General features: G+C 60.4%; 22 protein-coding genes. 17 read left to right on the top strand and 5 right to left on the bottom strand.

The annotated features are described in order from the left end of the window. Positions 1 to 36: 36 nt before the first annotated feature. A complete protein-coding gene (locus AB4P96_RS17465; RefSeq protein WP_099549822.1) occupies positions 37 to 864 on the top strand; it encodes a DMT family transporter in 828 nt (275 codons plus the stop codon). A 29-nt stretch (positions 865 to 893) separates the two neighbouring features. After that, the gene (locus tag AB4P96_RS17460; protein ID WP_395599863.1) at positions 894 to 1655 is read left to right on the top strand and encodes an SDR family oxidoreductase; all 762 of its coding nucleotides are present in this window, start codon (positions 894 to 896) and stop codon (positions 1653 to 1655) included. Between the two features lie 36 nt (positions 1656 to 1691). On the opposite strand, the gene AB4P96_RS17455 is transcribed toward AB4P96_RS17460, so the two are convergent. Then, a complete protein-coding gene (locus AB4P96_RS17455) occupies positions 1692 to 2660 on the bottom strand; it encodes an AraC family transcriptional regulator (RefSeq protein ID WP_017135559.1) in 969 nt (322 codons plus the stop codon). 102 nt (positions 2661 to 2762) lie between these two features. On the opposite strand from AB4P96_RS17455, the gene AB4P96_RS17450 reads away from it, so the two are divergent. From AB4P96_RS17450 to AB4P96_RS17440, 3 genes are all read left to right on the top strand, one after another. Beyond that, complete coding sequence (locus AB4P96_RS17450; RefSeq protein ID WP_177034613.1) at positions 2763 to 4013, top strand: MFS transporter; 1251 nt, start codon at positions 2763 to 2765, stop codon at positions 4011 to 4013. A gap of 204 nt (positions 4014 to 4217) precedes the next feature. Continuing rightward, entirely contained in the window at positions 4218 to 5657 is a 1440-nt protein-coding gene (locus AB4P96_RS17445) for an ATPase domain-containing protein (protein WP_099549820.1), read from the top strand. 23 nt (positions 5658 to 5680) lie between these two features. Next, the gene (locus AB4P96_RS17440) at positions 5681 to 6046 is read left to right on the top strand and encodes a response regulator (RefSeq protein ID WP_017135562.1); all 366 of its coding nucleotides are present in this window, start codon (positions 5681 to 5683) and stop codon (positions 6044 to 6046) included. A gap of 187 nt (positions 6047 to 6233) precedes the next feature. On the opposite strand, the gene AB4P96_RS17435 is transcribed toward AB4P96_RS17440, so the two are convergent. Together AB4P96_RS17435 and AB4P96_RS17430 are read right to left on the bottom strand one after the other, a co-directional pair. Beyond that, entirely contained in the window at positions 6234 to 7649 is a 1416-nt protein-coding gene (locus AB4P96_RS17435) for an amino acid permease (protein WP_017135563.1), read from the bottom strand. Positions 7650 to 7865: 216 nt separating this feature from the next. Continuing rightward, on the bottom strand, positions 7866 to 8900 hold the full coding sequence (locus AB4P96_RS17430; RefSeq protein WP_017135564.1) for a histone deacetylase family protein: 1035 nt from the start codon (positions 8898 to 8900) through the stop codon (positions 7866 to 7868). Between the two features lie 119 nt (positions 8901 to 9019). Between AB4P96_RS17430 and AB4P96_RS17425 the strand changes: the two genes are divergently transcribed. The 8 genes from AB4P96_RS17425 (at position 9020) to AB4P96_RS17390 (ending at position 17845) form a co-directional block, all read left to right on the top strand. Then, positions 9020 to 9520 carry an Lrp/AsnC family transcriptional regulator gene (locus tag AB4P96_RS17425; RefSeq protein WP_017135565.1) on the top strand — a complete coding sequence of 167 codons (501 nt, stop codon included), beginning with the start codon at positions 9020 to 9022 and terminating at the stop codon, positions 9518 to 9520. A gap of 189 nt (positions 9521 to 9709) precedes the next feature. Continuing rightward, the gene (locus tag AB4P96_RS17420) at positions 9710 to 11518 is read left to right on the top strand and encodes an ABC transporter ATP-binding protein (RefSeq protein WP_170038465.1); all 1809 of its coding nucleotides are present in this window, start codon (positions 9710 to 9712) and stop codon (positions 11516 to 11518) included. A 216-nt stretch (positions 11519 to 11734) separates the two neighbouring features. After that, positions 11735 to 12682, top strand: a complete 948-nt coding sequence (locus AB4P96_RS17415) for an AraC family transcriptional regulator (RefSeq protein ID WP_170038301.1) — start codon at positions 11735 to 11737, stop codon at positions 12680 to 12682. 107 nt (positions 12683 to 12789) lie between these two features. Further along, a complete protein-coding gene (locus AB4P96_RS17410; RefSeq protein ID WP_236460695.1) occupies positions 12790 to 14166 on the top strand; it encodes a Rieske 2Fe-2S domain-containing protein in 1377 nt (458 codons plus the stop codon). After that, positions 14163 to 14651, top strand: a complete 489-nt coding sequence (benB, locus tag AB4P96_RS17405; protein ID WP_395599862.1) for a benzoate 1,2-dioxygenase small subunit — start codon at positions 14163 to 14165, stop codon at positions 14649 to 14651. Before AB4P96_RS17410 ends, benB begins: the two co-directional genes overlap by 4 nt. Before the next feature lie 10 nt (positions 14652 to 14661). Next, positions 14662 to 15684, top strand: a complete 1023-nt coding sequence (gene benC, locus AB4P96_RS17400; protein WP_395599861.1) for a benzoate 1,2-dioxygenase electron transfer component BenC — start codon at positions 14662 to 14664, stop codon at positions 15682 to 15684. 10 nt (positions 15685 to 15694) lie between these two features. Next, positions 15695 to 16456 (top strand): 1,6-dihydroxycyclohexa-2,4-diene-1-carboxylate dehydrogenase, encoded by a 762-nt coding sequence (locus tag AB4P96_RS17395; RefSeq protein ID WP_395599860.1) that lies wholly within the window; start codon positions 15695 to 15697, stop codon positions 16454 to 16456. A 54-nt stretch (positions 16457 to 16510) separates the two neighbouring features. Continuing rightward, positions 16511 to 17845 carry an MFS transporter gene (locus tag AB4P96_RS17390; protein WP_395599859.1) on the top strand — a complete coding sequence of 445 codons (1335 nt, stop codon included), beginning with the start codon at positions 16511 to 16513 and terminating at the stop codon, positions 17843 to 17845. Positions 17846 to 17900: 55 nt separating this feature from the next. On the opposite strand, the gene AB4P96_RS17385 is transcribed toward AB4P96_RS17390, so the two are convergent. Further along, positions 17901 to 18815, bottom strand: coding sequence for a LysR family transcriptional regulator (locus AB4P96_RS17385; protein WP_244972951.1), 915 nt, complete (start codon positions 18813 to 18815; stop codon positions 17901 to 17903). 247 nt (positions 18816 to 19062) lie between these two features. Here AB4P96_RS17385 and AB4P96_RS17380 point away from each other — a divergent pair, with 247 nt between their 5' ends. The 4 genes from AB4P96_RS17380 to pgm all read left to right on the top strand — a co-directional run bounded on the left by AB4P96_RS17380 (position 19063) and on the right by pgm (position 25392). Further along, positions 19063 to 20085, top strand: coding sequence for a zinc-dependent alcohol dehydrogenase family protein (locus AB4P96_RS17380; protein WP_017135574.1), 1023 nt, complete (start codon positions 19063 to 19065; stop codon positions 20083 to 20085). Positions 20086 to 20805: 720 nt separating this feature from the next. Further along, positions 20806 to 22236 carry a hypothetical protein gene (locus AB4P96_RS17375; protein ID WP_099549800.1) on the top strand — a complete coding sequence of 477 codons (1431 nt, stop codon included), beginning with the start codon at positions 20806 to 20808 and terminating at the stop codon, positions 22234 to 22236. Further along, positions 22233 to 23639 carry a PLP-dependent aminotransferase family protein gene (locus tag AB4P96_RS17370; RefSeq protein WP_099549799.1) on the top strand — a complete coding sequence of 469 codons (1407 nt, stop codon included), beginning with the start codon at positions 22233 to 22235 and terminating at the stop codon, positions 23637 to 23639. Before AB4P96_RS17375 ends, AB4P96_RS17370 begins: the two co-directional genes overlap by 4 nt. Positions 23640 to 23745: 106 nt before the next feature. Next, positions 23746 to 25392 (top strand): phosphoglucomutase (alpha-D-glucose-1,6-bisphosphate-dependent), encoded by a 1647-nt coding sequence (gene pgm, locus AB4P96_RS17365; RefSeq protein ID WP_395599858.1) that lies wholly within the window; start codon positions 23746 to 23748, stop codon positions 25390 to 25392. Positions 25393 to 25507: 115 nt separating this feature from the next. On the opposite strand, the gene AB4P96_RS17360 is transcribed toward pgm, so the two are convergent. Continuing rightward, complete coding sequence (locus AB4P96_RS17360) at positions 25508 to 26203, bottom strand: pirin family protein (protein WP_099549797.1); 696 nt, start codon at positions 26201 to 26203, stop codon at positions 25508 to 25510. Positions 26204 to 26361 lie beyond the last annotated feature (158 nt).

Here is a 26361-nt window from a genome sequence, read left to right as displayed (position 1 = left end):
GCTTTAGCTCCGGCGCCGCATTGCCTACAGTGGCGCATGCCTATTCATCTCGTGTTCCTCGTGCTGTTCGCCGCGCTCCTGCATGCCAGTTGGAACGCGCTGCTGCGTAGCGGCGCCGATCGGCTGTGGTCGATGACGGTGATGTGCGTCGCCATCGCCATCACCAGTGTGGTTGCTGCGACATTCATGGCGTCCCCGGCGATTGAAAGTTGGGGCTACGCGGTGGTGTCGGGGTTGCTGCATGTGGGCTACAACCTGTTTCTGGTGCGCAGTTACCGGGTTGGCGACCTGGGGCAGGTCTATCCGATTTCACGTGGATCGTCGCCGGTGCTGATCACTTTTGGTGCCGCCGTGTTTGCCGGAGAAAGCATCACCCCCGGCGAGCTCGTCGGTATTGCGCTGGTGTCGGGCGGGATTATTTCGCTGGCTTTCAGAGGCCGCAGTCTGTCGGTTCCCAGCTTGCCCTATGCGCTGGGAACGGGCGGCTTTATCGCGGCCTACAGTGTGGTCGACGGCATCGGTGCGAGGCTCTCCGGTGCGCCGCTTGCCTACACGGTGTGGATGTGCGCCCTGTGGGGCGTGCTGATGCCGGTGGTCTACATCGGCCTGCGCGACAGCCGCAGCTTGTTCTGCGTCCGGCCCGGAACAGTGACCGCGTTGGTCGGCGGCCTGGTCTCATTGCTCGCGTATGGAATGATCATCTACGCCATGAACGAAGCGCCCCTGGGCGCGGTATCGGCACTGCGCGAAACCAGCGTGCTGTTCGCGGCGTTGATCGGCTATGCGTTTCTTGGCGAGACGCTCACTGCACGCCGGATACTGGCGTGCGTGGTGATAGCCGGCGGTACGCTCATCATCGGCTGATACAGCCAACAGCTCAGGAGCTATGTTCAATGGTCAATGTCTCGCAGGCACCGCTGATTCTAATCACGGGTGGCAGTCGTGGAGTGGGGGCCGCCACCGCCCGGCTGGCCGCCGAAAGGGGTTATGACGTGGCTATCAGCTACGTTGCCAACGAATCCGCAGCGCTGGCCGTGGCTGCGGATGTAGAAGCACTGGGGCGCCGGGCGTTGGCGATGCGGGCCGACAGTGCCGACCCGCAACAGGTGACCGACTTGTTCGCGGCCATCGACCGCAGGTTCGGACGTATCGACGTGCTGGTCAATAACGCCGGGATGCTGGGGCCTCAGTCTCGCCTGGAAGACCTTGGCATGGAGCGGATGCAGCGCATCTTTGCGGTCAATGCCATTGGGCCAATACTCTGTGCCCAACAGGCGGTGAAGCGCATGGCTTACCGCCACAACGGCCCGGGCGGTGTGGTGATCAATGTCTCTTCGGCGTCGGCGCGCCTCGGCAGCCCCAATGAGTATGTCGACTATGCGGCGTCAAAGGGCGCGTTGGAGACGTTCACCATTGGGTTTGCAAAGGAGGTGGCGCGCGAAGGCATACGCGTCAACTGTATCCGCCCCGGGCATATCTATACCGACATGCACGCCAGTGGCGGTGAGCCGGGGCGGGTCGATCGGGTCAAGGATTCGATCCCCATGGGGCGCGGTGGTCAGCCCGAAGAGGTGGCTCGCGCGATTCTATGGCTGGCGAGCGCGGAGGCATCCTTCGTTACCGGTACATTCCTCGACGTGACGGGCGGTAAATGAGCCGGCGCCACGGCTCATCGGCTGCTTGCGCCCGGTTCAAGTCAGCGCGGGCTGCCTGACCTTGCGACTCAATCCCGGTGTCTGCCCCGTAATGCGCTTGAATGCACGACTGAAGGCGGCCTGGGAGGTATAGCCCAAGCGCTGCGCCACCTCTTCAATCGGCAGCCTTTCGAGGGTCAGCCACTGGCTTGCAAGCCGCATTCGCAGTTCGGTGACATAGCGCAGCGGGGTCATGCCGATAGTCACTTGAAAGCGCTCGGCGAACACCGAGCGCGAGGTATTACAGTGCTCGGCCAGCTGCGCAACGGTCCATTCGCGACCCGGTTGTTGGTGGAGCGCAAGCAGCGCACCGGCCAGGCGTGGATCGCGCAAGGCGGCGACCAGCCCAGAGGCGTTGCCGCAGGCGCACTCCACCCAGCCGCGAACGACCATGGCCGCCACCACGTCGGCCAGCCGCGCGAGGATACCAGCGAAGCCGACACGGGCGGCGCTGACCTCGCGTTCCATGGTGGTCAGGATCGGCACCAGTCCGGGGTAACGCTGGCCACCGGCATCAATCAGCATCAGGCCCGGCATCAGCCGACCAAGCCCATGGATGCTGCCCAGTTCAAACTCCATGCAGCCACTGAACACAATAGTTCTTGGCGTAGGGCTGCCGTCGGTCCCGGTATCCACCGCGCTGACGGTGTCGCCCAGAGGGGCGCCGTCTAAACGGTCGATGTCTTGAACCGGCACGTCCGTATGGGAAAACAGTTGATGGGCCGCGCCATGGGAAATAAACACGGCGTTGCCGGCAGATAGCGCGTAGGTGGTTCCGTCCTCCATTTTCAACACTGCAGTGCCGACGGCCATGAAATGGAACCAGGCGTGCCCGGGTTTTTCCGCGAAGCCCAAACCAAAGGTCGGGCCCGTTTGGATACGCCGGTATTCGACCCCACGCAGGCGCATGCCGCGTAACAGCTCGTTGATGAGATCTGAGGAAAGCGCAAACTGATCTGTAGGCATCGTTCAGGTGTTTTGATCAAAAAGTAGAGACTTTAGATCATAGATCATCCGGATTCCCGTGCCTAGACTGCGGCTCGCAATGAAGATTGGGAGATCCGTGCAATGACTGACTGTGTGTGTAATACCGTTTCCGATAGCCCGTGCGGCGTCGACTCGGACCTAGAACCTGCAACCCCCGCGTGGATGGCAGTATTTTCCCTGGCCATGGGGGTGTTCGGATTACTGACCGCTGAGTACCTTCCAGCCAGTTTGTTGACGCTGATGGCGACTGACCTGGGCGTGTCCGAAGCGCTGGCTGGCCAGGCAGTAACGGTGACGGCCGTGGTGGCGTTGTTCGCCGGCTTGTTGGTACCAGGCCTGACCCGTGGCATCGACCGACGGTGGGTGTTGCTGGGTTTTTCCACGTTGATGGTCGCCTCCAATCTGTTGGTCGCCGTTTCCTCCAGCTTCGCGGTGCTGTTGTTGATGCGTATCTTGCTGGGCATTGCCCTTGGCGGGTTCTGGAGCATGGCGGCGGCAGTAGCGATGCGCCTGGTGCCGAGTGCCTTGTTGCCCCGGGCGTTGTCGATCATCTTCAGCGGCATCGCCATCGGCACGGTCGTTGCGGTACCGCTGGGCAGCTACTTGGGTGGGCTGTATGGCTGGCGCAGCGCGTTCTTTGCGGCGGCGGCGGTAGGCATGGTCACGCTGGCTTTCCAGGCGTTCACTCTGCCGCGCCTTGCGCCGCGCCGACCGGCACGCCTGCGCACCGTTCTTGAGGTGTTGCTGCGCCCGGGCATCGCCATGGGGATGTTCGGTTGTGTGCTGGTGCACAGCGGGCACTTCGCGATGTTCACCTATGTTCGGCCCTTCCTCGAGGGGACTACGGGTATCGGCGCCCAAGGGCTGTCACTGATGCTGCTGGGGTTCGGTGTCGCAAACTTCGTCGGCACGCTGTTGGCCGGGAGGCTGCTGGAGCGCCACCCGCTGGCCACGCTGGTGTTGATGCCCGCACTGGTCGGCGTCGCCGCACTGGCGTTGGTGCTGTTGCCGGCCTCGGTGCCGGGGCAGGCGGTCCTGCTGGCGATCTGGGGCCTGGCCTTTGGTGGCGTGCCGGTGGCGTGGTCGAACTGGGTCGCCAGCTCGGTCCCTGACCAGGCGGAAAGCGCCGGGGGCATGGTGGTGGCCTCGGTGCAGTCCGCCATTGCCACGGGCGCCGCCGCTGGCGGTGCGGTGTTCAGCCTCGGTGGAAGCGCAGGCGTATTTGTAGCCGCGGCCGTGTTGATGCTGCTGGCCGCGTTGCTGATCGCGCTGCGTGTTCGCGTCCCCTCCGCCCATGGCATCCGCCAGTCCAAGCCCGCGTTGCATCTTTGATCCGGTTAGCCAAACCGTTTCGAACCCGTTCGTAACGTGCTTGAGCATTTCTTGCGCAATACGCGCATGGGATAGATGATCTGGGACTTCATTCCCGTTGATTAACCCACCGCGCTCCAGGTCTGAATGGCTCTAAAGCGTAAATGGCGTTAGCATTCCCATCACTCGGCTTAAACAGCCTGTTTTTCAGATCAGGGTCGCATTGTGGAAAAGCTAAAACGCCTCCAAAGTGGAATCGAAGGGCTCGACGCTCTGCTCAAGGGAGGGCTGGTCGCGGGCGCCTCCTACATAATCCAGGGGCGACCAGGGTCTGGCAAAACGATCCTGGCCAACCAACTTGGGTTCCATCATGCGAACAATGGAGGCCGGGTTCTGGTCGCCACACTGCTGGCCGAGTCACACGACCGTCTGTTTCAATTTCTTTCTACTCTGAGCTTTTTCGACGCATCCAAAGTGGGCGCCGACATTCAGTTTGTCAGCGCGTTTGATACGTTGGAAAACGAAGGGCTGGACGAGGTGGTAAAACTGCTTCGGCGCGAGATAAGTCGACAAAAAGCTACAGTGATGGTGGTAGACGGCTTGCTTAATGCTCGCTCAAAAGCCGACTCGCACATCGACACCAAGAAATTCATTTCCGAGTTGCAAGGGCACGCCGCTTTCGCGGGTTGCACGGTGCTATTTCTGACCAGCTCCCGTCTCGACGACGGCAGCCCTGAGCACACCATGGTTGATGGCGTCATTGAAATGGGCGAAGAGCTGTTTGGCACCCGCTCGGTACGTCGTATTCAACTGCGTAAAACTCGCGGCAGTGGAGCCATGACAGGCCTTCATGAGTGTGAGATTACCGACAATGGCTTGGTGGTTTACCCTCGTCTCGAAAGCCTTTATAGCCACCCGTCCGCCCCCGACAGCGCCGACATGACGCGTATTGCCAGTGGCATTGGTTCGCTGGACGGCATATTGGGGGGCGGCCTTTACAGTTCCAGCGTGTCTCTGGTCATGGGCCCCTCCGGCATTGGTAAAACGACGCTGGGCCTGAAGTTTCTGGCCGAGTCGACGGTGGAGGCTCCGGGACTGCATTTTGGCTTTTATGAAAGCCCGCAACGGTTGCGACTCAAAGGCCAATCATTGGGTATCGATATCCAGGGCATGGAGAACAGCGGCGCCCTGAGCATTGCCTGGCAGCCTACCACTGAGGGGTTGCTGGATGGGTTGGGCGCACGCTTGTTGAGTCTTGTAGAAGAGAAGGGCATCAAGCGCCTGTTCATCGATAGCCTTAGCGGTATGACACGAGTTTCTACAAATCCGGCGCGAATTACTGACTTCTTGAGTGCGCTGATGAATGAACTGCGCTCCAGGGGCGTAACCGTATTCGCGTCCTGGGAAATGCGTGATCTATTTGGCTCCGAGGTCAGCGCGCCAAACTCTGACCTGTCCAGCATCGTCGATAACTTGATGCTGATGCGTTTCTCTGAGAATCACTCTGAACTAAGCAGGACGCTTTCCATTCTTAAGGTACGAGATAGCTCTTATGACCCCTCCAGATTTGAGGTTGTCATCCAAGATCGCGATGTTTTCCTGAAAAAGGCTTCGAGACATGAACCTTCAGCCCCCACTGGGACATCGCCCGGTTCACTTTCTTAAGCTTTTGAGTGGGTTGAATTAACATGACCACCATCCTGGTCGTCGATGACGAGTATTTGATCGCTGACATTCTCAGCTTCGCGCTGGAGGATGAGGGGTTCATGGTGGTGACTGCCAGCAATGGTCGAAAAGGACTGGAAGTGCTGGATAGAGAACGGCCAGCCTTGATCATCACCGATTTTATGATGCCCGTGATGGACGGCCTGGAATTTGCCACAGCCGTTCGAGCCCTCCCGTGCGCTAATCAATTGCCGATCATCCTGATGAGCGGTGCTCAGGCACACATCGGTATGCAGAGATCGGACCTGTTTGATGCGGTATTGGCGAAGCCATTCAACATCGACTTGATCATTGCCGAAGTTAAAAGGCTACTCGCCTCTGATCAGTGAGTACTGCCTCTACCTGCCCGGAGCCACGTGGGATCGGGCTCCGCTAGCCCGGCTGCAGCTCAGCCCTGGATCGGTAGTCATCAGGTTTTCCTTGAGTCCAATTTTCTTCTGTTTTAATCAACCTTTGACACGCGCACGTGTGGGGTTTTCTGCCGTGGTCGTTGCCGGTTGAAATACGCCTTTTGACTCAACCGAATTGCCCTGCCGATTCAACGGCGGTTTTTGGTTTCCTGCTACGTGTCAGCTGATAGGCAATTGCCAGCCATATGAACCACCCCGGCATGACCATCAACGCCACGCGTGTGTCAGGTCTCAATGCCAGCAGGCAGAGCACGAAGCCCATAAAAGCCAGTGACAACCAGGCCATTGGCACGCCGCCTGGCATCTTGTAAGCAGATTTGGCGTGAAGCTCAGGACGTTTTTTGCGATAGGCAATGTAAGACGCGAGGATGGTCGACCACGTGAAGATCACCAGGATCGCCGACACGGTGGAAACGATGGTGAAAGCTGTCATGACTTGCGGAACGATGAACAGCACGAGCACACCTGACAGCATCAACAGTGTCGTGAAGGCCAGGCTCAACAGAGGCACGCTGTTGCCCGATAGACGCCGAAAAATACCCGGAGCGTTGTCTTGATTCGCCAGCCCGAACAGCATGCGGCTGGAGGAGAATACGCCGCTGTTGGCCGATGACGCGGCGGATGTCAGGACCACGAAGTTAACGATGCCGGCTGCTGCGGGAAAGCCTGCGACGAGGAAAAGCTCGACAAAAGGGCTTTTTACCGGTGAAACCTGTTGCCAGGACGTCACGGCAATAATGCAGGCCAATGCCAACACGTAGAACAGGATGATTCGCAGCGGAATCGAGTTGATTGCCTTGGGTAAGGTCCTCTGCGGAGCGCGGGTTTCTGCTGCAGCGGTGCCGATCAACTCGGTGCCGGCAAATGAGAATATCGCCATCTGAAAGCCGGCAAAAAACCCCAGCAAGCCATTAGGGAATGCAGCCTGCTTATCCACCAGATGGCTTAGCGACGCGGTGACGCCATTGGGCGAAACGAACGAGCTGGCAATCAGTACGATGCTGACCCCGATAAGCGTTACGACGGCGATGATCTTAATGATCGCGAACCAGAATTCGACTTCACCGAAAAGCCTGACCGTCAGCACATTCAAGGCAAACAGTGTCGCCAGCATCCCGATAGCCGGTATCCAGGCAGGCAGATGGGGAAACCAGTACTGGAAAAAACCGCCGACGACGACGGCATCGCCGATCACTGCAACGCTCCAGCTTAGCCAATAGGACCAGCCGAGAAAAAATGCAGCGCGAGGCCCCAGGTAGGCGCCGGCAAAATCCGCAAAGGTCTTGAAATTCAAATTGGAAAGCAGCATTTCGCCCATGGCACGCATGATGAAGTAAACGAACAGGCCAATGATCATGTAGATAAGAATGATCGAGGTGCCGGAGAGGGCGATGATCTTTCCGGAGCCCATGAACAACCCTGTACCAATGGCTCCGCCCATTGCCATTAACTGGATGTGACGATTGCTGAGCGTGCGCTGCAGCGCAGGCTGCTCAACCTGCTCTGATAGATTCGATTTCATTTCAAAACCTCTTGATTTTATGTTTTTGAGTTTTGGCAGAAAAGTGCATAGTCAGCGCCATTGTCAGGATGCAATGGCGGGTGACGGTGTTGGTTTATGGTGGACAGCGCCGGCCCCTTGCACATGCCTGGGGGCGGCTTTGGTCGGCTGCTGATCAAGCCTCTGGAACAGGTTTTTTATATGTTCAGGTTGATCACGCCGTCTTCGGGCGGATGCTCAAGCGCGCTTGCTCTCGAAGCCATGCAGTACGTTCACCGCGTTGATTCCGATTTCATCGACCATATAGCCGCCTTCCATCACAAACAGGGTGGGGCAACCCACACTCGCTATCAGCTCGCCGATCCCGATGAAATCCTCGCTTTCCAGCAGGAAGTGACTGATCGGGTCGTCCTTGAAGGTGTCGACCCCCAGTGAGATCACCAATACCTGCGGCGAGAATTGATGGAGTTTCCTGCAGGCATGCAGCAGGGCGTCGCGGTAGGTATCCCAGGCGGTGTTTTTCGGCAGCGGGTAGTTGAGGTTGAACCCTTCGCCAACACCTGCGCCGACTTCATCGCTGAACCCCGAATAGTAGGGATAGGACACGGCCGGCTCGCCGTGCAGCGATATGAACATCACGTCATTGCGCGGGTAAAAAATGTTCTGGGTGCCGTTACCGTGATGAAAATCGACGTCGAGCACCGCGACGCGTTTGGCGCCCTGGGTGATTGCCTGCTGTGCAGCAATGGCCGCGTTGTTGAGATAGCAGTAACCCCCCATGTATTCACGCGCCGCGTGATGGCCCGGCGGACGACAAAGGGCAAAGGCGCTGTCATGGCCCTCATCGATAAGCGCCAGACCCGTCAGGGCGATATCGGCACTGGTCTTGACCGCCTGCCAGGTGGTGGCAGTGATCGGCGAGCCGGCATCCATCGCATAGAAGCCGAGTTTGCCGTCAATGAACGTGGGCACCTGATCGTTGGCCAAGTCACGTACAGGCCACACCAGTGGCAGCGCATCATGGGTGCGCCCTGTGGCGCACCATTGCGACCAGGCGCTTTCCAGGAAGCTCACGTAGCGCTCGCTGTGCGCGTTGACGTAACACGAGCGGTCGAACGCGCGCGGTTCGACTATCTGGCCAAGGCCAACTTGCTTGACGCGGTTGTGAACCGTGTCGGCCCGACTGGGCTGCTCGAACGACGGCTTGAGCACGCCATCCTTCAACTCGGTGCCATGGTGCAGACGATGGGAATCACTGAAAACTGTAAACATTCTGCGCATCCGTTAATGTGAGCCAGTGCAAATATTCTGTTCTGGTCAGGAGGCGATTTCTTTGCTTTGTTTTTGTGATTTTGTATATTTATCGGGCGATTTAACTCAGGAATGGCGTAATGAAGAAAAATATATCCAGGCGCATCAGCCTCGATGAGACCGATCTGGCCATTCTTGAGTTATTGCAGGAGGACGCGAGCATTTCCAATGCCGAACTCAGTGAGCGGCTTTCATTGAGCCTTACGCCTTGCTGGCGACGGCGCAAGAGAATGGAGGAGGCGGGGGTGATAAAGGGCTATCAGGCAACGCTTGATCGAAGAATGCTGGGGCTGGATATCATGGCATTCGTGCACATCCGCTTTTCCACGCATGCCGATCACGCTCCGGACGCCTTTGAGGCAGTGATTGTGCAACTGCCAGAGGTACTGGCCTGCCACAAGATCACCGGAGATGCCGACTACGTGCTCCAAGTGTTGGCGGAGGACCTTGATAGCTACAGCGACTTTATCGAGCAAGTGCTGCGGCGCCAGGTCGGTATTGCGTCTATTCAGTCGAGTTTGGCGTTGCGTGAAATCAAAGCGGGCAGCCGTATGGCCATACCCAAATTGAGCAAGGATTGAATGTCGCAGGTTCTGGGCCGCGCATGGGTGATTGCGGGGTGGTCATGCTGCGGCGCGCCGAGAATCTGCCGCGGTGCCCCTTGCTCCACCACTTGCCCCCGTTGCCTCGCTGTTGGATGTGCGCAACGCCATCGCCTGCCATAATCCACCCGTCTCACCCCAGCCCCCCACACGGAGTCCATGCCATTCATGGTGCTGTTGAATCGATTGAGCGCGTTTTCCATCCAGGCGCGCCGGGCACTGAAGCTGGTGTGGGGCACGTCGCGGCCCTTATTCATAGGCCTGCTGTTGGCCACCATCATTGCCGGTCTGTTGCCTGCGCTGGCTGCCTGGATCGGCCAGCGCATTGTCGATGGCGTGGTGCACGCGATGCAGATTCATGCCGCCGGCAGCCAGGCGCCCGTGTGGCCGGTGATGCAGTACGTGCTGGCCGAGGCGGGCGTGTTGGCGCTGCTGGCCGCCGCCCAGCGTGCGTTGTCCATGCAGCAATCGTTGCTGCGGGTGCAGTTGGGGGTGAAGGTCAACCTGATGATTCTGGAGAAAGCCCAGACCCTCTCACTCCTGCAATTTGAAGACGCCGAGTTCCACGACAAGCTGGTGCGCGTGCGCCAGGGCGCGTCGACACGGCCGCTGAGCCTGGTCACCAAGGGCCTGGGGCTGGTGCAGAACCTGATCTCGCTGATCAGCTTTGCCGTGCTGTTGGTGCACTTTTCGCCGTGGGCGCTGGTGATTCTGGTGGTCGGCGCGTTACCGGTGTTCTTCGCCGAGACGCATTTCTCGGGCAATGCGTTTCGCCTGTTCCACCGGCGCGCGCCCGAGACCCGTCAGCAGAATTACCTGGAATCGCTGCTGTCCCACGAAACCCACGCCAAAGAGGTCAAACTGTTCGGCCTGGCGCCGCTGTTCCTCAAGCGCTACCGCGACAACGCCCGGCGCTTGTACACCGAAGACCGCCAGTTGACGGTGCGCCGGGATGCCTGGGGCTTTGCCCTGGGCCTGCTGGGCACCGCGGCGTTTTATGTGGCTTACGCCTGGGTGGTGCTGGACACCGTGCGCGGCCAGACCAGCCTGGGCCAGATGACCATGTACATCGTGCTGTTCAAGCAGGGGCAAAGTGCGATCACCGCCAGCCTCAGCGCGATTGCCGGCCTGTATGACGACAGTCTGTTTCTGTCGGACCTTTATGAGTACCTGCTAACCCCCGTGGTCGTGCCGCGTGGCCGGCTTACCCAGGGCGCGCGTCCCGGCGACGGTCTGCGCTGCGAGCACGTGGGCTTCAGTTACCCCGGCGCTGAGCGGCCGGCATTGACTGACATCAACCTGCACTTGGCGCCGGGGCAAAGCCTGGCCCTGGTGGGCGAGAATGGCTCGGGCAAAACCAGCCTGATCAAACTGCTCACGCGCCTGTATACACCGCACGCGGGGCGCATTCTGCTGGATGGCAGCGACTTGCAAGACTGGGATGAACAGACACTGCGCCAGCGCATCGGGGTGATTTTTCAGGATTACATCCGCTACCAGATGACCGTCGGCGAGAACCTTGGCGTGGGTGACGTCGATGCGCTGAACGACGAGGCGCGCTGGCGCACTGCCGCTACCCAGGGGGTGGCCGCCGAATTCATCGAGCGCCTGAGCAGAACCTACGGCACACAGTTAGGGCGCTGGCTTGGCGGCCAGGAGTTGTCGGGTGGGCAATGGCAGAAAGTCGCCTTGTCACGCGCGTATATGCGCCAGGAGGCGGACCTGCTGATTCTTGACGAGCCGACGGCTGCGCTGGACGCCGGCGCCGAGGCGGCGGTGTTCGAGCATTTTCGCGAACACGCCAAGGGCCGCATGACGTTGTTGATTTCCCATCGATTCTCCAGCGTGCGCAATGCCGACCACATCATCGTGCTGGACGGCGGGCGAATCCTGGAGGAGGGCAGCCATCACCAATTGATGGCGGCGGGTGGGCGCTATGCCGAGTTGTTCGATGTTCAGGCGCGGGGGTATCGCTAGGTACCCGAGCGGCCGTCCAATCCGGCCAAGCGTATTGTTTCAAAGTTTTAGCACGCCATGCTCACCGCAAGCCCTGCGCGCCCCGGCGCACCGCTGAAACCCTGGCGCAGAACGCCCGACAATACCTCCAGGGTATCCCTTCAGACTTTATCCATATTGGACGCCCCCGTACCCACGCGTCAGCCTGAGCCCAATAACTATAAAAGAGGCGCAACCATGACCGTGCTATTGAGTGAGCGCAGCCAGATTTTTCGGGGCGCCGATGCCTACGCGGTGTCGGACTACGTCAACCAGCACGTGGGCAGCCACTGCATTCGCCTGCCTCCCAAGGGCCGGCCCCGGGCGAGTATCAGCCATCGCACCTTCGCCAGCCTGGACCTGTGCCGCATCAGCTACGGCGCACCGGTACGGGTCACATCGGTGGCGCTGGAGACCATCTATCACCTGCAGATCCTGTTGAGCGGGCATTGCCGCTCCAGCTCCCGTGGTGAGGATGACGTGTTCGGGCCGGGGGAAATCCTGCTGATCAACCCGGACGACCCGGTAGACCTGACCTATTCCGCCGACTGCGAGAAATTCATCATCAAACTGCCGGTGCGCCTGCTGGAAAACGCCTGCCTGGAGCAGCACTGGAGCCTGCCGCAGGTGGGTATCCGCTTCGCGACGGCCCGCCACGCGCTCAGTGAAATGGGCGGCTTCCTGCCGTTGCTCGGGCTGATCTGCCATGAGGCGGAAAACGCTGCCGAGCCCCACACGCAGGGTCTGTATGAACGCATCGTGGCCAACAAGCTGCTGGCATTGCTGGGCAGCAATGTGTTGCGGGTGATCCCCCAGGCGGCCCACGGCGGTGGGTTTGAAGCGGTGCGCGAATTTATCCAGCAGCACCTGGGCGATGACATCAGCGTCGAGCAGTTGATGGCGGTGGCCAACGTCAGCGAACGTTCGCTGTACAGCCTGTTTGCGCGCCAGGTGGGGCTGTCGCCGCGCGACTATGTACGCCGCTGCAAGCTCGAACGGGTACACGCACACTTGCAACTGCGCAGCACGCGCAGCGTGACCGAGGTGGCTTTGGACCATGGCTTCATGCACCTGGGGCGGTTTGCCGAGGCCTATCGCAAATGCTTCGGCGAACTGCCGTCGCAGACCTTCAAACGCCATCGTTAAGCGACGTGCGCCGGGCGGATAACGATGTGCAGGCAGCGGATATTGACGCGCAGGGCGAACACGTACGGTGAGGGCGCCTGATACAAGAACAACGGAGGGCCCGCCCCATGATCAGTACACTCGACCGACTCGCCGGCCAATTGCGCGAGTCCGTACAGGAAGACCCCGCCACCGGAGTGTTCCGCTGCCGCCGCGACATCTTTACCGACCCCGACCTGTTTGCCCTGGAGATGAAACACATCTTCGAAGGCGGCTGGATCTACCTGGCCCATGAAAGCCAGGTGCCCGAGATCAACGATTACTTCACCACCTGGATCGGCCGCCAGCCGGTGGTCATCACCCGTGACAAACACGCCGCGCTGCATGGCCTGGTCAACGCCTGCGCGCATCGCGGCGCCATGCTGTGCCGGCGCAAACAAGGCAACAAGGGCTCATTCACTTGCCCCTTCCATGGCTGGACGTTCAGCAACGCCGGCAAGCTGCTCAAGGTCAAGGACGCCAAGACCGGCGCCTACCCGGACAGCTTCGACTGCGACGGCTCCCATGACCTAAAGCGCCTGGCGCGCTTTGAAAACTACCGCGGTTTCCTGTTCGGCAGCCTCAGCGATGCGGTGCCGGAACTGCGCGATTACCTGGGCGAAACCCGCGTGATCATCGACCAGATGGTCGACCAGGCGCCTTTGGGCCTGGAGGTGCTGCGCGGCAGCTCATCCTATGTCTATGACGGCAACTGGAAGCTGCAAATCGAAAACGGCGCCGACGGTTACCACGTCAGCTCGGTGCACTGGAACTACTCGGCGACCATGGGCCGGCGCAACTACGAGGCCGAAGGCACGCGCACCGTCGACGCCAATGGCTGGTCGAAAAGCCTGGGCGGCGTCTACGCCTTCGACCACGGGCATATCCTGCTGTGGACGCGCCTGCTCAACCCCGAAGTGCGTCCGGTGCACGCTCACCGCGAGGCCTTGGCCGAACGCCTGGGCCAGGCGCGCGCCGACTTTATCGTCGACCAGACCCGCAACCTCTGCCTCTACCCCAATGTGTACCTGATGGACCAGTTCTCGACCCAGATCCGCGTGGTGCGCCCCCTCGCCGTGGATAAAACCGAAGTGACCATCTATTGCATGGCGCCCATCGGCGAAAGCGCCCAGGAGCGCGCCACGCGGATTCGCCAGTACGAAGACTTCTTCAACGTCAGCGGCATGGGCACCCCGGATGACCTCGAGGAGTTCCGCGCCTGCCAGACCGGTTACCAGGGCGCGAGCACCCTGTGGAATGACCTCAGCCGTGGCGCCAAACAGTGGGTGGAAGGGGCTGATGAGAATGCCTTGGCCATGGGTATGCAACCGCAGCTCAGCGGGGTCAAGACCGAGGACGAGGGCTTGTTTGTGCGCCAGCATGCGCACTGGGCCCAAAGCCTGCAGCGTGCGATCGAGCGCGAACAGCAAGGGCTGATTGCCAGCGACCGCGAGGTGCAGCCATGAGCCTTGCCCGTGAGCACCTGCTGGATTTTCTCTACCGTGAAGCGCGCCTGCTCGACGACCGCCAATGGGATGACTGGCTGGCCTGCTATTCGCCCAAGGCCGAGTTCTGGATGCCCGCCTGGGACGATCACGACACCCTCACCGAAGACCCGCAGCGCGAAATCTCGCTGATCTACTACCCCAGCCGTGACGGCCTGGAAGACCGCATCTTCCGCATCAAGACCGAGCGCTCCAGCGCCAGCACCCCCGAGCCACGCACCGTGCACATGCTGTGCAACCTCGAAGTGCTGGCCGACGATGGCTCGAAGGTGGACCTGCGTTTCAACTGGCACACCCTCAGCCACCGCTACAAAACCACCGACAGTTATTTCGGTACCTCCTTCTATCGCCTCGACATCGGTGCCGAGCAGCCGCTGATCACGCGCAAGAAGGTGGTGCTTAAAAACGACTACATCCACCAGGTCATCGACATCTACCACATCTGAGGACACCGCCATGACGTATGCCATTGCCCTGAACTTCGAAGATGGGGTGACCCGCTTCATCGACTGCAAGGTGGGGGAAAAGGTGCTCGATGCCGCCTTCCGCCAACGCATCAACCTGCCCATGGACTGCTCGGACGGTGTGTGCGGCACCTGCAAATGCCGCTGTGAAACCGGCGCCTACGACTTGGGCGACGACTATATCGACGACGCGCTGAGCGCCGACGAAGCGCAGGCGCGCCTGGTTCTGACCTGCCAGATGGTGCCGCAGTCCGACTGCGTGATCGCCGTGCCGGTGCCGTCCAGCGCCTGCAAGACCGGCACCACGCAGTTTGCCGCGACGCTGGCCGGCATCACCCGACATGCCGATGCCGCGCTGCAGGTGAGTTTCGAGCTGGACCAGGCGCCAGTATTCCTGCCCGGCCAGTACGTGAATATCAGCGTGCCCGACAGTGGGCAGACACGCGCTTACTCCTTCAGCAGTCGCCCGGGCGACACGCACGCCAGCTTCCTGATCAAGCACGTGCCCGACGGGTTGATGAGCAGCTGGCTGGAGCACGCCCAGCTCGGCGACCGCGTGGCGATTACCGGCCCGCTGGGGAGTTTCTACCTGCGTGAGGTGGCGCGGCCGCTGCTGTTACTGGCCGGTGGTACCGGCCTGGCGCCGTTCCTCTCGATGCTTGAAGTGCTCGCGCAGCGCCAGGAAACCCGCCCAATCCGGTTGATCTACGGCGTAACGCGCGATCAGGACCTGGTGATGGTCGAGGCGTTGCAGGCTTTTACCGCGCGGTTGCCCGACTTCAACCTGGTGACCTGCGTGGCTGATCCGCACACCACTCACCCGCGCCAGGGCTATGTGACCCAGCACATGGCCGACGAAGCCCTCAATGGCGGCGATGTCGACGTGTACCTGTGCGGCCCGCCGCCGATGGTCGATGCGGTGCGCGAGCACTTCAAGCAGCAGGGCGTGACCCCGGCCAGCTTCCATTACGAGAAATTCACCGCTAACGCCGTCGCCACGTGCGATGCCGCCTGAGGACTGCCGCATGACTCAACGGTTTAACAACAAGGTCGCGCTGGTCACCGGCGCTGCCCAAGGGATCGGCCGGCGTGTCGCCGAGTGCTTGCTGGAGGAGGGCGCCTGGCTGGTCGCGGTGGATCGCTCCGAGCTGGTGCATGAATTGCAGCATGAGCGAGCGCTGCTGCTGACCGCCGACCTGGAACACTACAGCGAGTGCGCGCGGGTGATGGCCGCCGCCACGGCGCGTTTCGGGCGCATCGACGTGCTGGTCAACAACGTCGGCGGGACTATCTGGGCCAAGCCTTTCGAGCATTACGCCGAGGCTGAAATCGAGGCCGAAGTGCGCCGCTCGCTGTTCCCTACGTTGTGGTGCTGCCATTGCGTGCTGCCCTACATGCTGGAGCAGGGCGCGGGCGCCATCGTCAACGTGTCTTCCGTGGCGACGCGCGGGGTCAATCGCGTGCCGTATGGCGCGGCCAAGGGAGGCGTGAATGCCTTGACGGCCTGCCTGGCCCTGGAGACTGCCGGCAGCGGGATCCGGGTCAACGCCACCGCGCCCGGCGGCACCGAGGCACCGCCACGGCGGATCCCGCGCAACAGCCAGCCGCAAAGCGAGCAAGAGCGTGTGTGGTACCAGCAGATCGTCGACCAGACCCTCGACAGCAGCCCGATGAAACGCTACGGCAGCATCGACGAACAAGCTGGCGCGATTCTGTTCCTGGCCTGCGACGAGGCCTCCTACATCACCGGCGTGACCTTGCCGGTGGGCGGCGGCGACCTCGGCTAAGGCTTTTTCCATCAGCTGACACTGACTCACAACAACAATAAAGAGAGCACTGCCATGCGTAGCCATGATGTCCATTCGATTATCGATAATGCCCCGTTCAACCGCTTCCACTGGTTGATCGTGAGCCTGTGTGCCTTGCTATTGATCTTTGACGGCTATGACTTGTTTATCTACGGCGTGGTCCTGCCGTCAATCATGCGCGAGTGGGGGCTGACGCCGTTGCAGGCTGGCGCCCTGGGCAGCTATGCGCTGTTCGGCATGATGTTCGGCGCGTTGATTTTCGGCACCCTGGCGGACCGTTTCGGGCGCAAGAAAGGCATCGTGTTCTGTTTCACCCTGTTCAGTCTGGCCACCGTGATCAATGGCTTTGCCAGCAGCCCAACCGAGTTCGGTATCTGCCGTTTTATCGCCGGGCTCGGCTGCGGCGGGTTGATGCCCAACGCGGCGGCGCTGATCAACGAATACGCGCCGAAGAAATTGCGCAGCACCTTGATGGCCTTCATGTTCAGCGGCTATTCCCTGGGCGGCATGCTCGCCGCCAGCGTGGGGATTTTCATGCTGCCGGCCTTTGGTTGGCAGTCGATGTTTTTTGTGGCGGTGATTCCGCTGCTGCTGTTGCCACTGATTGTGTACTGGCTGCCTGAGTCCATCGGCTACCTGATCCGCCAGGGCCAACAAGACAAGGCTTGCGCGCTGCTTAATCGGTTGTCGCCAGGCACCAGGATCGAGGTCGACGATGCGCTGGTGATCGTCGACAGCAAAAGTAAAGGCGCCTCGGTGGTAGAGCTGTTCCGCCATGGCCTGGCGGTACGTACGGCGATGATCTGGATCGCGTTTTTCTGCTGCCTGCTGATGGTCTATGCATTGAGTTCGTGGCTGCCCAAGCTGATGGCCGGCGCCGGTTACAGCCTGGGGTCGAGCCTGTCGTTCCTGATCGCGCTGAACCTGGGCGGCATGGCCGGGGCGCTGCTCGGCGGCCGTTTGGGCGACCGCCTGAACCTGATGAAAGTCGTGATCTGCTTCTTCGCCGCCGCCATGGTCTCGATCAGCCTGCTGGGCATCAACAGCCCGATGCCGGTCCTGTACCTGCTGATCTTCGTCGCGGGTGGCACCACCATTGGTACGCAGATCCTGCTGTACGCGGGGGCTGCGCAGCTTTACGGCTTGTCGTTTCGCGCCACAGGCCTGGGCTGGGCGTCCGGCATCGGTCGCAATGGCGCGATAGTCGGCCCGCTGTTGGGCGGTGCGCTGATGGCGATCGAACTGCCTCTGCAACTGAATTTCATGGTCTTTGCGATCCCCGGCGCGATTGCGGCGCTGGCGATGACGGTGTTTGCCCTGAATGAGCGGCGCACCCGTATTGCAATGCCCGCTGCCGCAGCGTTGTGACGGCCAAACCGTCGGCGTTGCTCTGGCAGTTGCATTCGAGCCCTCCAGAAGATGCCTAGAGACTGTCAGGGTCGCCAAAGAACATCTGAATCCGCGACCTCAACCACCGCTCCCCCGGATCATTATCCTGCGACCCACGCCACGCCATGTGCAGCTCAAACGTGCGCACCGGCAACGGTGGGTCCTCGGCGCGCAAACCGCCCGCCGAGGTCAGTGCTTCGGCGGCGTAATCCGGCACGGTGGCGAGGATGTCGGTGCCGGCCAGCAGTGTGCCCAGCCCGTTGAATTGCGGCACGGCCAATACCACGTGGCGTTTGCGATCGAGTTTTTCCAGCTCTTCATCAATAAACCCGCTCAGGTCGCCTGCGAAGGACACGAGGGCGTGAGGGCGGGCGCAGAAGTCGTCCAGGCTCAGGGAGCCGGGCACGCTGTCGGCGCGCAGCAGTTTTGGCAGGCTGCGGCGCAGCACTTTGCGCTTGGCGTTGGCCGGCAGGTCGGCGGTGTAGCTGACGCCGATGGAAATTTCCCCGGAGGCCAGCAGGCCCGGCATCAGGATGTAGTTGACGCGGCGCACCACCAGCACGATGCCAGGCGCCTCGGCGCGCAGGCGTTTGAGCAGTTGTGGCAGCAGGGCGAATTCAACGTCGTCGGACAGGCCGATACGGAACACGGCGGTGCTGGTGGCCGGGTCGAACTCGGCGGCGCGGCTCACCGCGGTGGAGATCGAGTCCAGGGCCGGGGAGAGCAGGGCGAAGATTTCCACGGCACGTGCCGTCGGCTCCATGCTGCGCCCGGTACGTACAAACAGCGGGTCATCGAACAGCCCACGCAGACGCGACAACGCCGCGCTGATGGCCGGCTGGCCAAGGAACAATTTCTCGGCAGCGCGGGTCACACTGCGCTCATGCATCAAGGTTTCGAATACGATCAAGAGGTTAAGGTCGACACGACGCAGGTCGTTACGGTTCATCTTGTGTCCTGGAAGAGTCAGCAAACTTGACGTGAGCGGCCACATGTAAACAATGACCGGCATGAATCTTACGGGGAAAGGCTGGTACTCTGCACCGGATAATTGAGTTTTCCTACGATACTTGAGGCAACTGCCTCAGTTGCGGAATCAATGACAGACATGTCGACTATTAATGGCGACCGGTGGCCTTACCTGGAAAGCCCAGATAGAGTTCATGGCATTAGAGGTTACTTTGACGAGGTTTGCGATGTCCCGCACGATCCGTTTTCACAAGTTTGGTCCGGCCGAGGTGCTCAAATGCGAAGAGCATGCAGCCGCGCAGCCCGCACCGGGCGAAGTGCAGGTGCGTGTCGAAGCGATTGGCATCAGCTGGTATGACATTCTGTGGCGCCAGAACCTGGCGTCTTCCCATGCACGTCTGCCGTCCGGCCTTGGCCATGAGATGGCCGGGGTGGTGGTGGCCCTCGGTGAGGGCGTGGATGACTTGGCGGTGGGCGATAAGGTGGCCAGTTTTCCGGCCGAGAGCCCCAATGATTACCCCGTGTATGGCGAGCAAATCGTGCTGCCGCGTTCGGCGCTGACCCGTTATCCGGATGTGCTGAGCCCGATTGAAGCCAGCGTGCATTACACGCCGCTGTTGATCGCCTACTTTGCCTATATGGACCTGGCGCGGGTCAAACCCGGCCAGTTTGCCCTGGTGACTGACGCCAGCCACTGTGCCGGCCCTTCGTTCGTACAACTGGGCAAGGCGCTGGGTGTTCGGGTGATCGCCGCCACCAAGGACAGCGCCGAGCGTGAATACCTGCTGTCGCTGGGGGCCGAGAAGGTCATTGTCACCGAAGAGCAGGACCTGCTGATGCAAATCAACAAGTTCACCGATAACCGCGGCGTGGATGTGGTGTTCGATGGCTTGGGCGGCCCGCAGATGTCATTGCTCGGTGATGTGCTGGCGCCCCGTGGCAGCCTGGTGCTCTACGGTTTGCAAGGCGGCAATCAGACGCCATTCCCGGCCTGTGCAGCGTTCCAGAAGAACATCCAGTTCTTTGTGCACTGTATCGGTAACTTCACCGGTAAGCCGGAGTTGGGCATCATTCAGGACCACGTTGCCTTGCAACGCGCCTTGCGTGACATCAACCAACTGACGGCCGATCGCGTGCTGGTGCCGCTGAAAACCACCGTGTTTGCGTTCAACCAGTTTGTAGAAGCACACCGTTACATGGACGAATGCCCGTGCCGCGAGCGCGTTGCGTTGCAGGTTGAGGCTGTTTGAGGTGTAGGAAGATTCGTAAATGAGTTTTACAAACCCTCGGCGCATGGGGCAAATGCGCCATTTGAAAGGGTTGAATCCGCGCGTTGTCTGAAACGCGCAACGGCCGTCCGGTCCCGCAAACGATGCCCTTTTTCCCGCCGCCGCCCTGAAATTCAGCGCGGCGTTGTTGTGTCTGCGCCCTGCGTATTTGGCCCGGCAACTATCTGAACTGGTTTTCGGCCAGCTTCTGTATCTGTTAATCATTATTTCAGCCCTGATAATTGGTACTTCACTTTCAACTCAAGGACTGAGTAATGAATGATTGTCTGATTCATCAGCAGGTACTTCCTGCAACTACGCGTGACGCCATTGCTATCAGGACGCGAGGTGATCGGCACGCCAAGGACTGGTTCCGATCGATGCATGACCGGAGATTGAAAATTGACAAGTTTTATTTGTCAGATGGATCTTTAAATTCGAGGTTAAAGAGTTGTAGGAGCTTGTCTGAATATTCCTAGGAGCGCTGCTGAAAATCGCTGGGATGCTTGCGGTACGGCTGTTCGACGCCAGCGCTGCCGTGCAAGGAGCCCCCTACGCGGTCCTTATCGATTTGTTACCGGGTGCTAGTGTTTATCTGTCGCACACACTGCGCCGCAGGCAACGTTCTTACACATGCAATAGATCGGACAACTACGCTCGGTAGTTGTTTTGAACTGATATTTCAACTCAGGTAGTAGAACTATGAGCGCTATTCACGAGCAGGCCATGAATTATGTTTACCAGCAAGTTCAACAACGCTTGGTTGGGTATTTCACACGCGCGGAGCGCACCGCACTTCAATTATTGATTCAGCGTATTGTCGTGGCCGCCGGCGGCATGGAACAAGTAGGCGATTACAAAGTGCTGGTGGCCCATGGCGGTGGCGAAGTCAGCAGCTACACCTTGGCGCTACTGCGTGCCGCACAGTTGAGTATTGCCGCACGTGCGCCCAGGACCTTCCAGTTACGGGTGGCAACGTTACGCCACGCGGGTATGACGCAAGAAACCCTCGACGCGATTCATCGCGGTTATAGCCGGCTGTTTTTCCATGATGACGAGCGGGTCGAGTTGTTGATGGTCGAAAACGAACAGGTGTTGCCCTTCAACCATCAGCGTCCGGCCTCCAGCCGTGGCTGTGAAGCTCACCAGCGCAACATGTTGATGGTGGGGCACCTGACCTCCGGCGATGTTCGCGCCACGCTGTGTAACGATGCCTACCTGGCACTGGGGGACTTTTATCAGCGTGTCACCGCCTGGAACGGTGGCGTGCACGCGCTGGTCAGCGGCGATTCCGCGCGCAAACAGAGCCAACTGCTGGCGTGGCTGAAAAAAGCCGCCCAGGCCAAAAGCGTCAAGGCCGCCAAGGGGATACCGACGTCGCTTGGCGGGTTGTTCACGCGCATGGATGAGTGGAGCGGCGATTTCTACCGTGACCTGTACGGCGAGCACTATGTGCCCAAAGCTGACGTCAGCCCAGGCGGGTATCGCCACCTGGCCTATATCGGCATTGCCGACTTGCTCGAAGGCATCGACCGCGCGACTGCGCCGTTGCTCATCGACTTCATGGCTTACACGCCAGATCCGTTGGGCTTTCACTTTAGCCACCCAAGCTTTGCCAACCCACCGTTGATGGCGCACCTGCGCGGCCTGCAGGCCGAATGCCTGCGCGAGTTGCATTACGAGGAGGGCGTGGAGGAGTTCCTCGGGCAGGCGCGCAATTACCTGCGGCGTCGGCAGGTGCCCGAAGAGCTGGTGAACCAGGTCGCCAATCGCGGGGAGCGTGCGTTGTCGAGCAGCCTTGCCCAACAATTTTTCGGTCTGGACGAGAACCAGTTGGTCTGCCTGCTGTTTTCGCCTTTCATTCATCATGGCGAACGGCTGGAAGGCTATTTGCGTCAGTGCCACCCTGGCATGCTGGTGGCGTTGCCCGAGTTGCACAAGGTTTTGCAGGGTAAACCGGCAGCCGAGATGCTGCAGCAATGGGTCGCCGATGCCAGTGGGTTGCCGTTGCCTTTGCTCCAGCATCTGTACCGCAAGCGGCCGATGAACCTGGCCCTCGGCGGTGCCCGCAGCGCGCCTGTGCAAAGGTCTCAAGCCCGTGATGGCATGGCCTTTCAGCTGTCTGGGCGATGACGCTGCGGGGCGCACGGCAGGCTGACTTTGCTTATCAGGCGGTCTACCGCTACATGATCAGCCTGATTAACGAGGTGAGCACGGATACGCGCGTAAAGCTGCCGTCATTGCGCCAGTTATCCCAGCGACTCAACGTGTCGATCTCCACCATTCAATATGCGTATTCGTTGCTGGAAAAGGAGGGCAGGGTGTATTCGGTGGCCAAGTCGGGGTACTACGCCTGGCCGCTCGCCGGTGGACCCGTGGCGTGTCCCAGCGGGGATCTGCTCGAGCGTCTCTATGTGGCGTCCCGGCGCCCGGGCATGACAGTGCTCAGCGGCGATGAACCGGCCTTGCTGGCATCATTGGACGGCACCTTGCTGCGCCTGGAGCGCGAGTTGGTGCGCCAGTATCCTGGGCATCTGCAGCCTTGGTCACAGCCCTGCGGGGTGTGGGAACTAAGAGCCGCACTGGCGGCTCGCTACACCTCATCACCCACCCGCTGCTGGCATGCTGATGACGTGTACATCGGCGCGGACTTGCGCGGTGTGCTCGACATCCTTATCGAGGTATTGGGCTTGCGCGGTGCCTCGGTGGTGGTCGAGTCACCCTGCGAGTGGTCGATCCTGCGCCTGCTGCAGGATGCCGGGGTACGTGTCCTTGAACTGCCCTGGGGCGAGGATGGCCGCCTGGAACTGGCATTGCTTGAAGGGATGCTGCGTCACGAATCAGTGCAATTGGTCGTGCTGTCGTCGTCGATCAGCTTGCCGTCAGCCTTTGCCTTGCAGCCCCAAGACCGCCTCGAGGTGGCGCAACTGCTCGATCGGTACGATTGCTGGCTATTGGAAAACGATACCTGCGGCGAACTGGGATTCAAGCCGGCACCGGTTGCCCTGCGCGATCTGGTCAACCCTGAGCGGTTGGTGGTGTTTGCCTCTTTCGAGAAAATACTCGGGCCAGAGGCGCCGTTTGGCTACGCATTGTCGCGGCACTTAAGCGGTGAGTTGCAGCGCCAGTTCCTGCTGCGCTCGTTCCGGCTATCCTCAATTCGCCAGCGCGCGATTGCGCGCCTGTACCACAGCGGCAAGATCGACCAGCACTTGCACCACTTACGCCTTCTGCTGCGTGAGCAGGCGCGCGAAATGGGCGAACTTGTGGGTCGGCACCTGGCTGATCAAGTGACTTACCGAATGCCGGCGGGCGGGGCCACCTTTTGGTTGGGCGCCTCCCGGGCGGTGGACATGCGCAAGGCTTTCCACGCCTTGCTGGCCCGTCAGGTAGTCGTGGCGCCCGGTGAGTTGTTCAGCCTGTGCGGCCTGCATCACCAGCATCTGCGGTTGAGCAGCACCTTCCATGGGCAGCCCAACCTGGACATTGCCCTGGCCTTGGTGGGCGAGGCGCTACGTGATGCACAGATCAGCTAGATGCATGAAATTTCTCTGTGTCTTGTAGGATCAATACCGTCGCGCAGTAGTCCAACTCTCAGTAAACTGTCATTTTTTCCGAATCCTTCTTTCTCGAGGTTTATGCATGACAATCAGTCCTTTTGCGGGCAAGCCGGCGCCAGCTCAGTTGCTGGTGGATATCCCGCGACTGGTCACGGCCTATTACACCGGCCAGCCTGATGCAGCGATCTCCACCCAGCGCGTGGCCTTTGGTACTTCCGGTCACCGTGGCAGCTCGTTCGAGCTGAGTTTCAACGAATGGCACGTACTTGCTATCAGCCAGGCTATTTGCCTGTACCGTGAAGCCCAGGGCATCAATGGTCCCTTGTTCGTCGGCCTGGACACCCACGCACTGTCGATTCCAGCGGGCGCGAGTGCCCTGGAAGTGCTGGCCGCCAACGGCGTGCACGTGATGCTGGCTGAAGGCGATGAATACACGCCGACCCCGGCCATCTCCCACGCCATCATTTGCTACAACCGTGGCCGTACCAGCGGCCTGGCAGACGGCATCGTGATTACGCCGTCGCACAACCCGCCACAAAGTGGCGGTTACAAGTACAACCCGCCCAATGGCGGCCCGGCCGATACCCACGTTACCAAGTGGATCGAAGCCAAGGCCAACGAGCTGCTGGCCAACAAACTGGCCGGGGTTAAACGCATTACCCACGCCCAGGCACTCAAGGCCGACACCACCCATCGCCATGACTACCTCAACAGCTATGTGGCCGACCTGGTCAATGTGATCGATATGGACGCCATCCGCAGCGCCGACCTGCGCCTGGGCGTGGATCCGTTGGGCGGAGCAGGGGTGCGCTACTGGTCGGCGATTGCCGAGCACTACCGTTTGAACCTGGACGTGGTGAACACCGAGGTCGACTCGACTTTCCGCTTCATGAGCGTCGACTGGGACGGCCAGATCCGCATGGACCCGTCCTCCAGCTATGCGATGCAAGGCTTGATCGGCCTCAAGGACCGTTTCGACGTCGCCTTCGCCTGTGATCCGGACCACGACCGCCACGGCATCGTTACGCCCTCGGGTGGCCTGCTGGCACCGAACAACTACCTCGCCGTGTCGATTGATTACCTGTTCCAGAACCGTGCGCAGTGGCGCGCCGATGCTGCGGTGGGCAAGACCGTGGTCAGCAGTGGCTTGATTGATCGGGTTGCGGCGCGTATCGGCCGTCGCCTGTTTGAGGTGCCAGTGGGCTTCAAGTGGTTTGCCGATGGCCTGTTCGAAGGCTCACTGGGCTTTGGCGGCGAAGAAAGCGCCGGCGCGTCGTTCCTGCGCAAGGACGGCACGGTGTGGAGCACCGACAAAGATGGCCTGATCCCGGCCTTGCTGGCCGCCGAAATGACCTCGCGCAAAGGCCAGGACCCCAGCCAGATCTACCGTGGCCTGACTGACGCGCTGGGCGAGCCGTTCGCGATTCGTGTCGACGCCAAGGCGACCCCGGCGCAGAAAGCGTTGCTGGGCAAGCTGTCGCCTGCGCAGGTCACCTCCACGCAACTGGCCGGGGAGAGCATCGAGCAGATCCTCAGCCACGCGCCGGGTAATAACCAGGCAATCGGCGGCTTGAAAGTGATGACCAAAAACGGCTGGTTCGCCGCACGGCCATCGGGCACCGAGGACATCTACAAGATCTACGCTGAAAGCTTTGTGGGTGAAGACCACCTCAAGCAGTTGGTGGAAGAGGCGCAGGTGCTGGTAGACGGCGCCATCAGTTCTAACTGACGCAATGTGGGAGCTGGCTTGCCTGCGATTGCATCAACTCTGTGTACCTGATGTACCGAGTTGTGCGCATCGCAGGCAAGCCAGCTCCCACAGTTGATTGGGTTCGGGCTGAAGGTCAGGCCAGGTCTACTAACACGATTTCGCTGTCTTCAACTGCTGTTACCCGCAACACCTGCTCATCTTCCACCGCCACACCGTCTCGCGCTTGCGCACGCAGGCCATTGACTTCAATGATTCCCGTCGCCGGCACCAGATACGCCCGGCGCCCGCTGTCCAGCCGATACTCGGCGCTTTCCCCAGCCTTCAGGTTAGCCGCCACCAGGCGTGCGTCCGCCCGAATGCGCAAGCTTTCAGTGTCACCGGCCTTGCCGCTGGCCAGGGTCACAAAACCCTCGCGATTGCCCTTGGGAAACGGCTTGGCACCCCATGATGGCGGCAGCCCGGCTTCATTCGGGATGATCCAGATCTGGAAAATCTTGGCGGGCATGGCTTCCAGGTTGTATTCGCTGTGGGCAATCCCCGTGCCGGCACTCATGACCTGTACGTCGCCCGCTTCGGTGCGGCCTTTATTGCCAAGGTTGTCGGCATGGCTGATGGCACCTTCACGCACATAGGTGATGATTTCCATGTCGCGATGCGGGTGCTGCGGGAAGCCCGTGCCGGGCGCAATGATGTCGTCGTTCCACACCCGCAGGTTGCCCCAGTGCATGCGCTTGGGGTCGTGGTACTCGGCGAAGGAAAAGTGATGATGGGCGTCGAGCCAGCCATGATGGGCGCCGCCCAGGGTAGTGAATGGTCGAAGTTCAAGCATGATGGGTCTCCTGTGGATGGTGGCTATCATCCAGCAGTACATGATCGATAAAAAGCGTAAAAAATGCCGGATTCCAATCTGTTTATTCGATTGATTGCTGGCGTTTTGACTTTTACTTCATCGCCTAACTGCATGACAACAAAGCAATTGGCTGGAAC

Source organism: Pseudomonas sp. B19125 (assembly GCF_044218855.1).
In the GTDB taxonomy this organism is placed as follows: domain Bacteria; phylum Pseudomonadota; class Gammaproteobacteria; order Pseudomonadales; family Pseudomonadaceae; genus Aquipseudomonas; species Aquipseudomonas edaphica.
The sequence above is the reverse complement of the archived record's forward strand: the minus strand, read 5'-3'. Positions and strand labels throughout refer to the sequence as shown.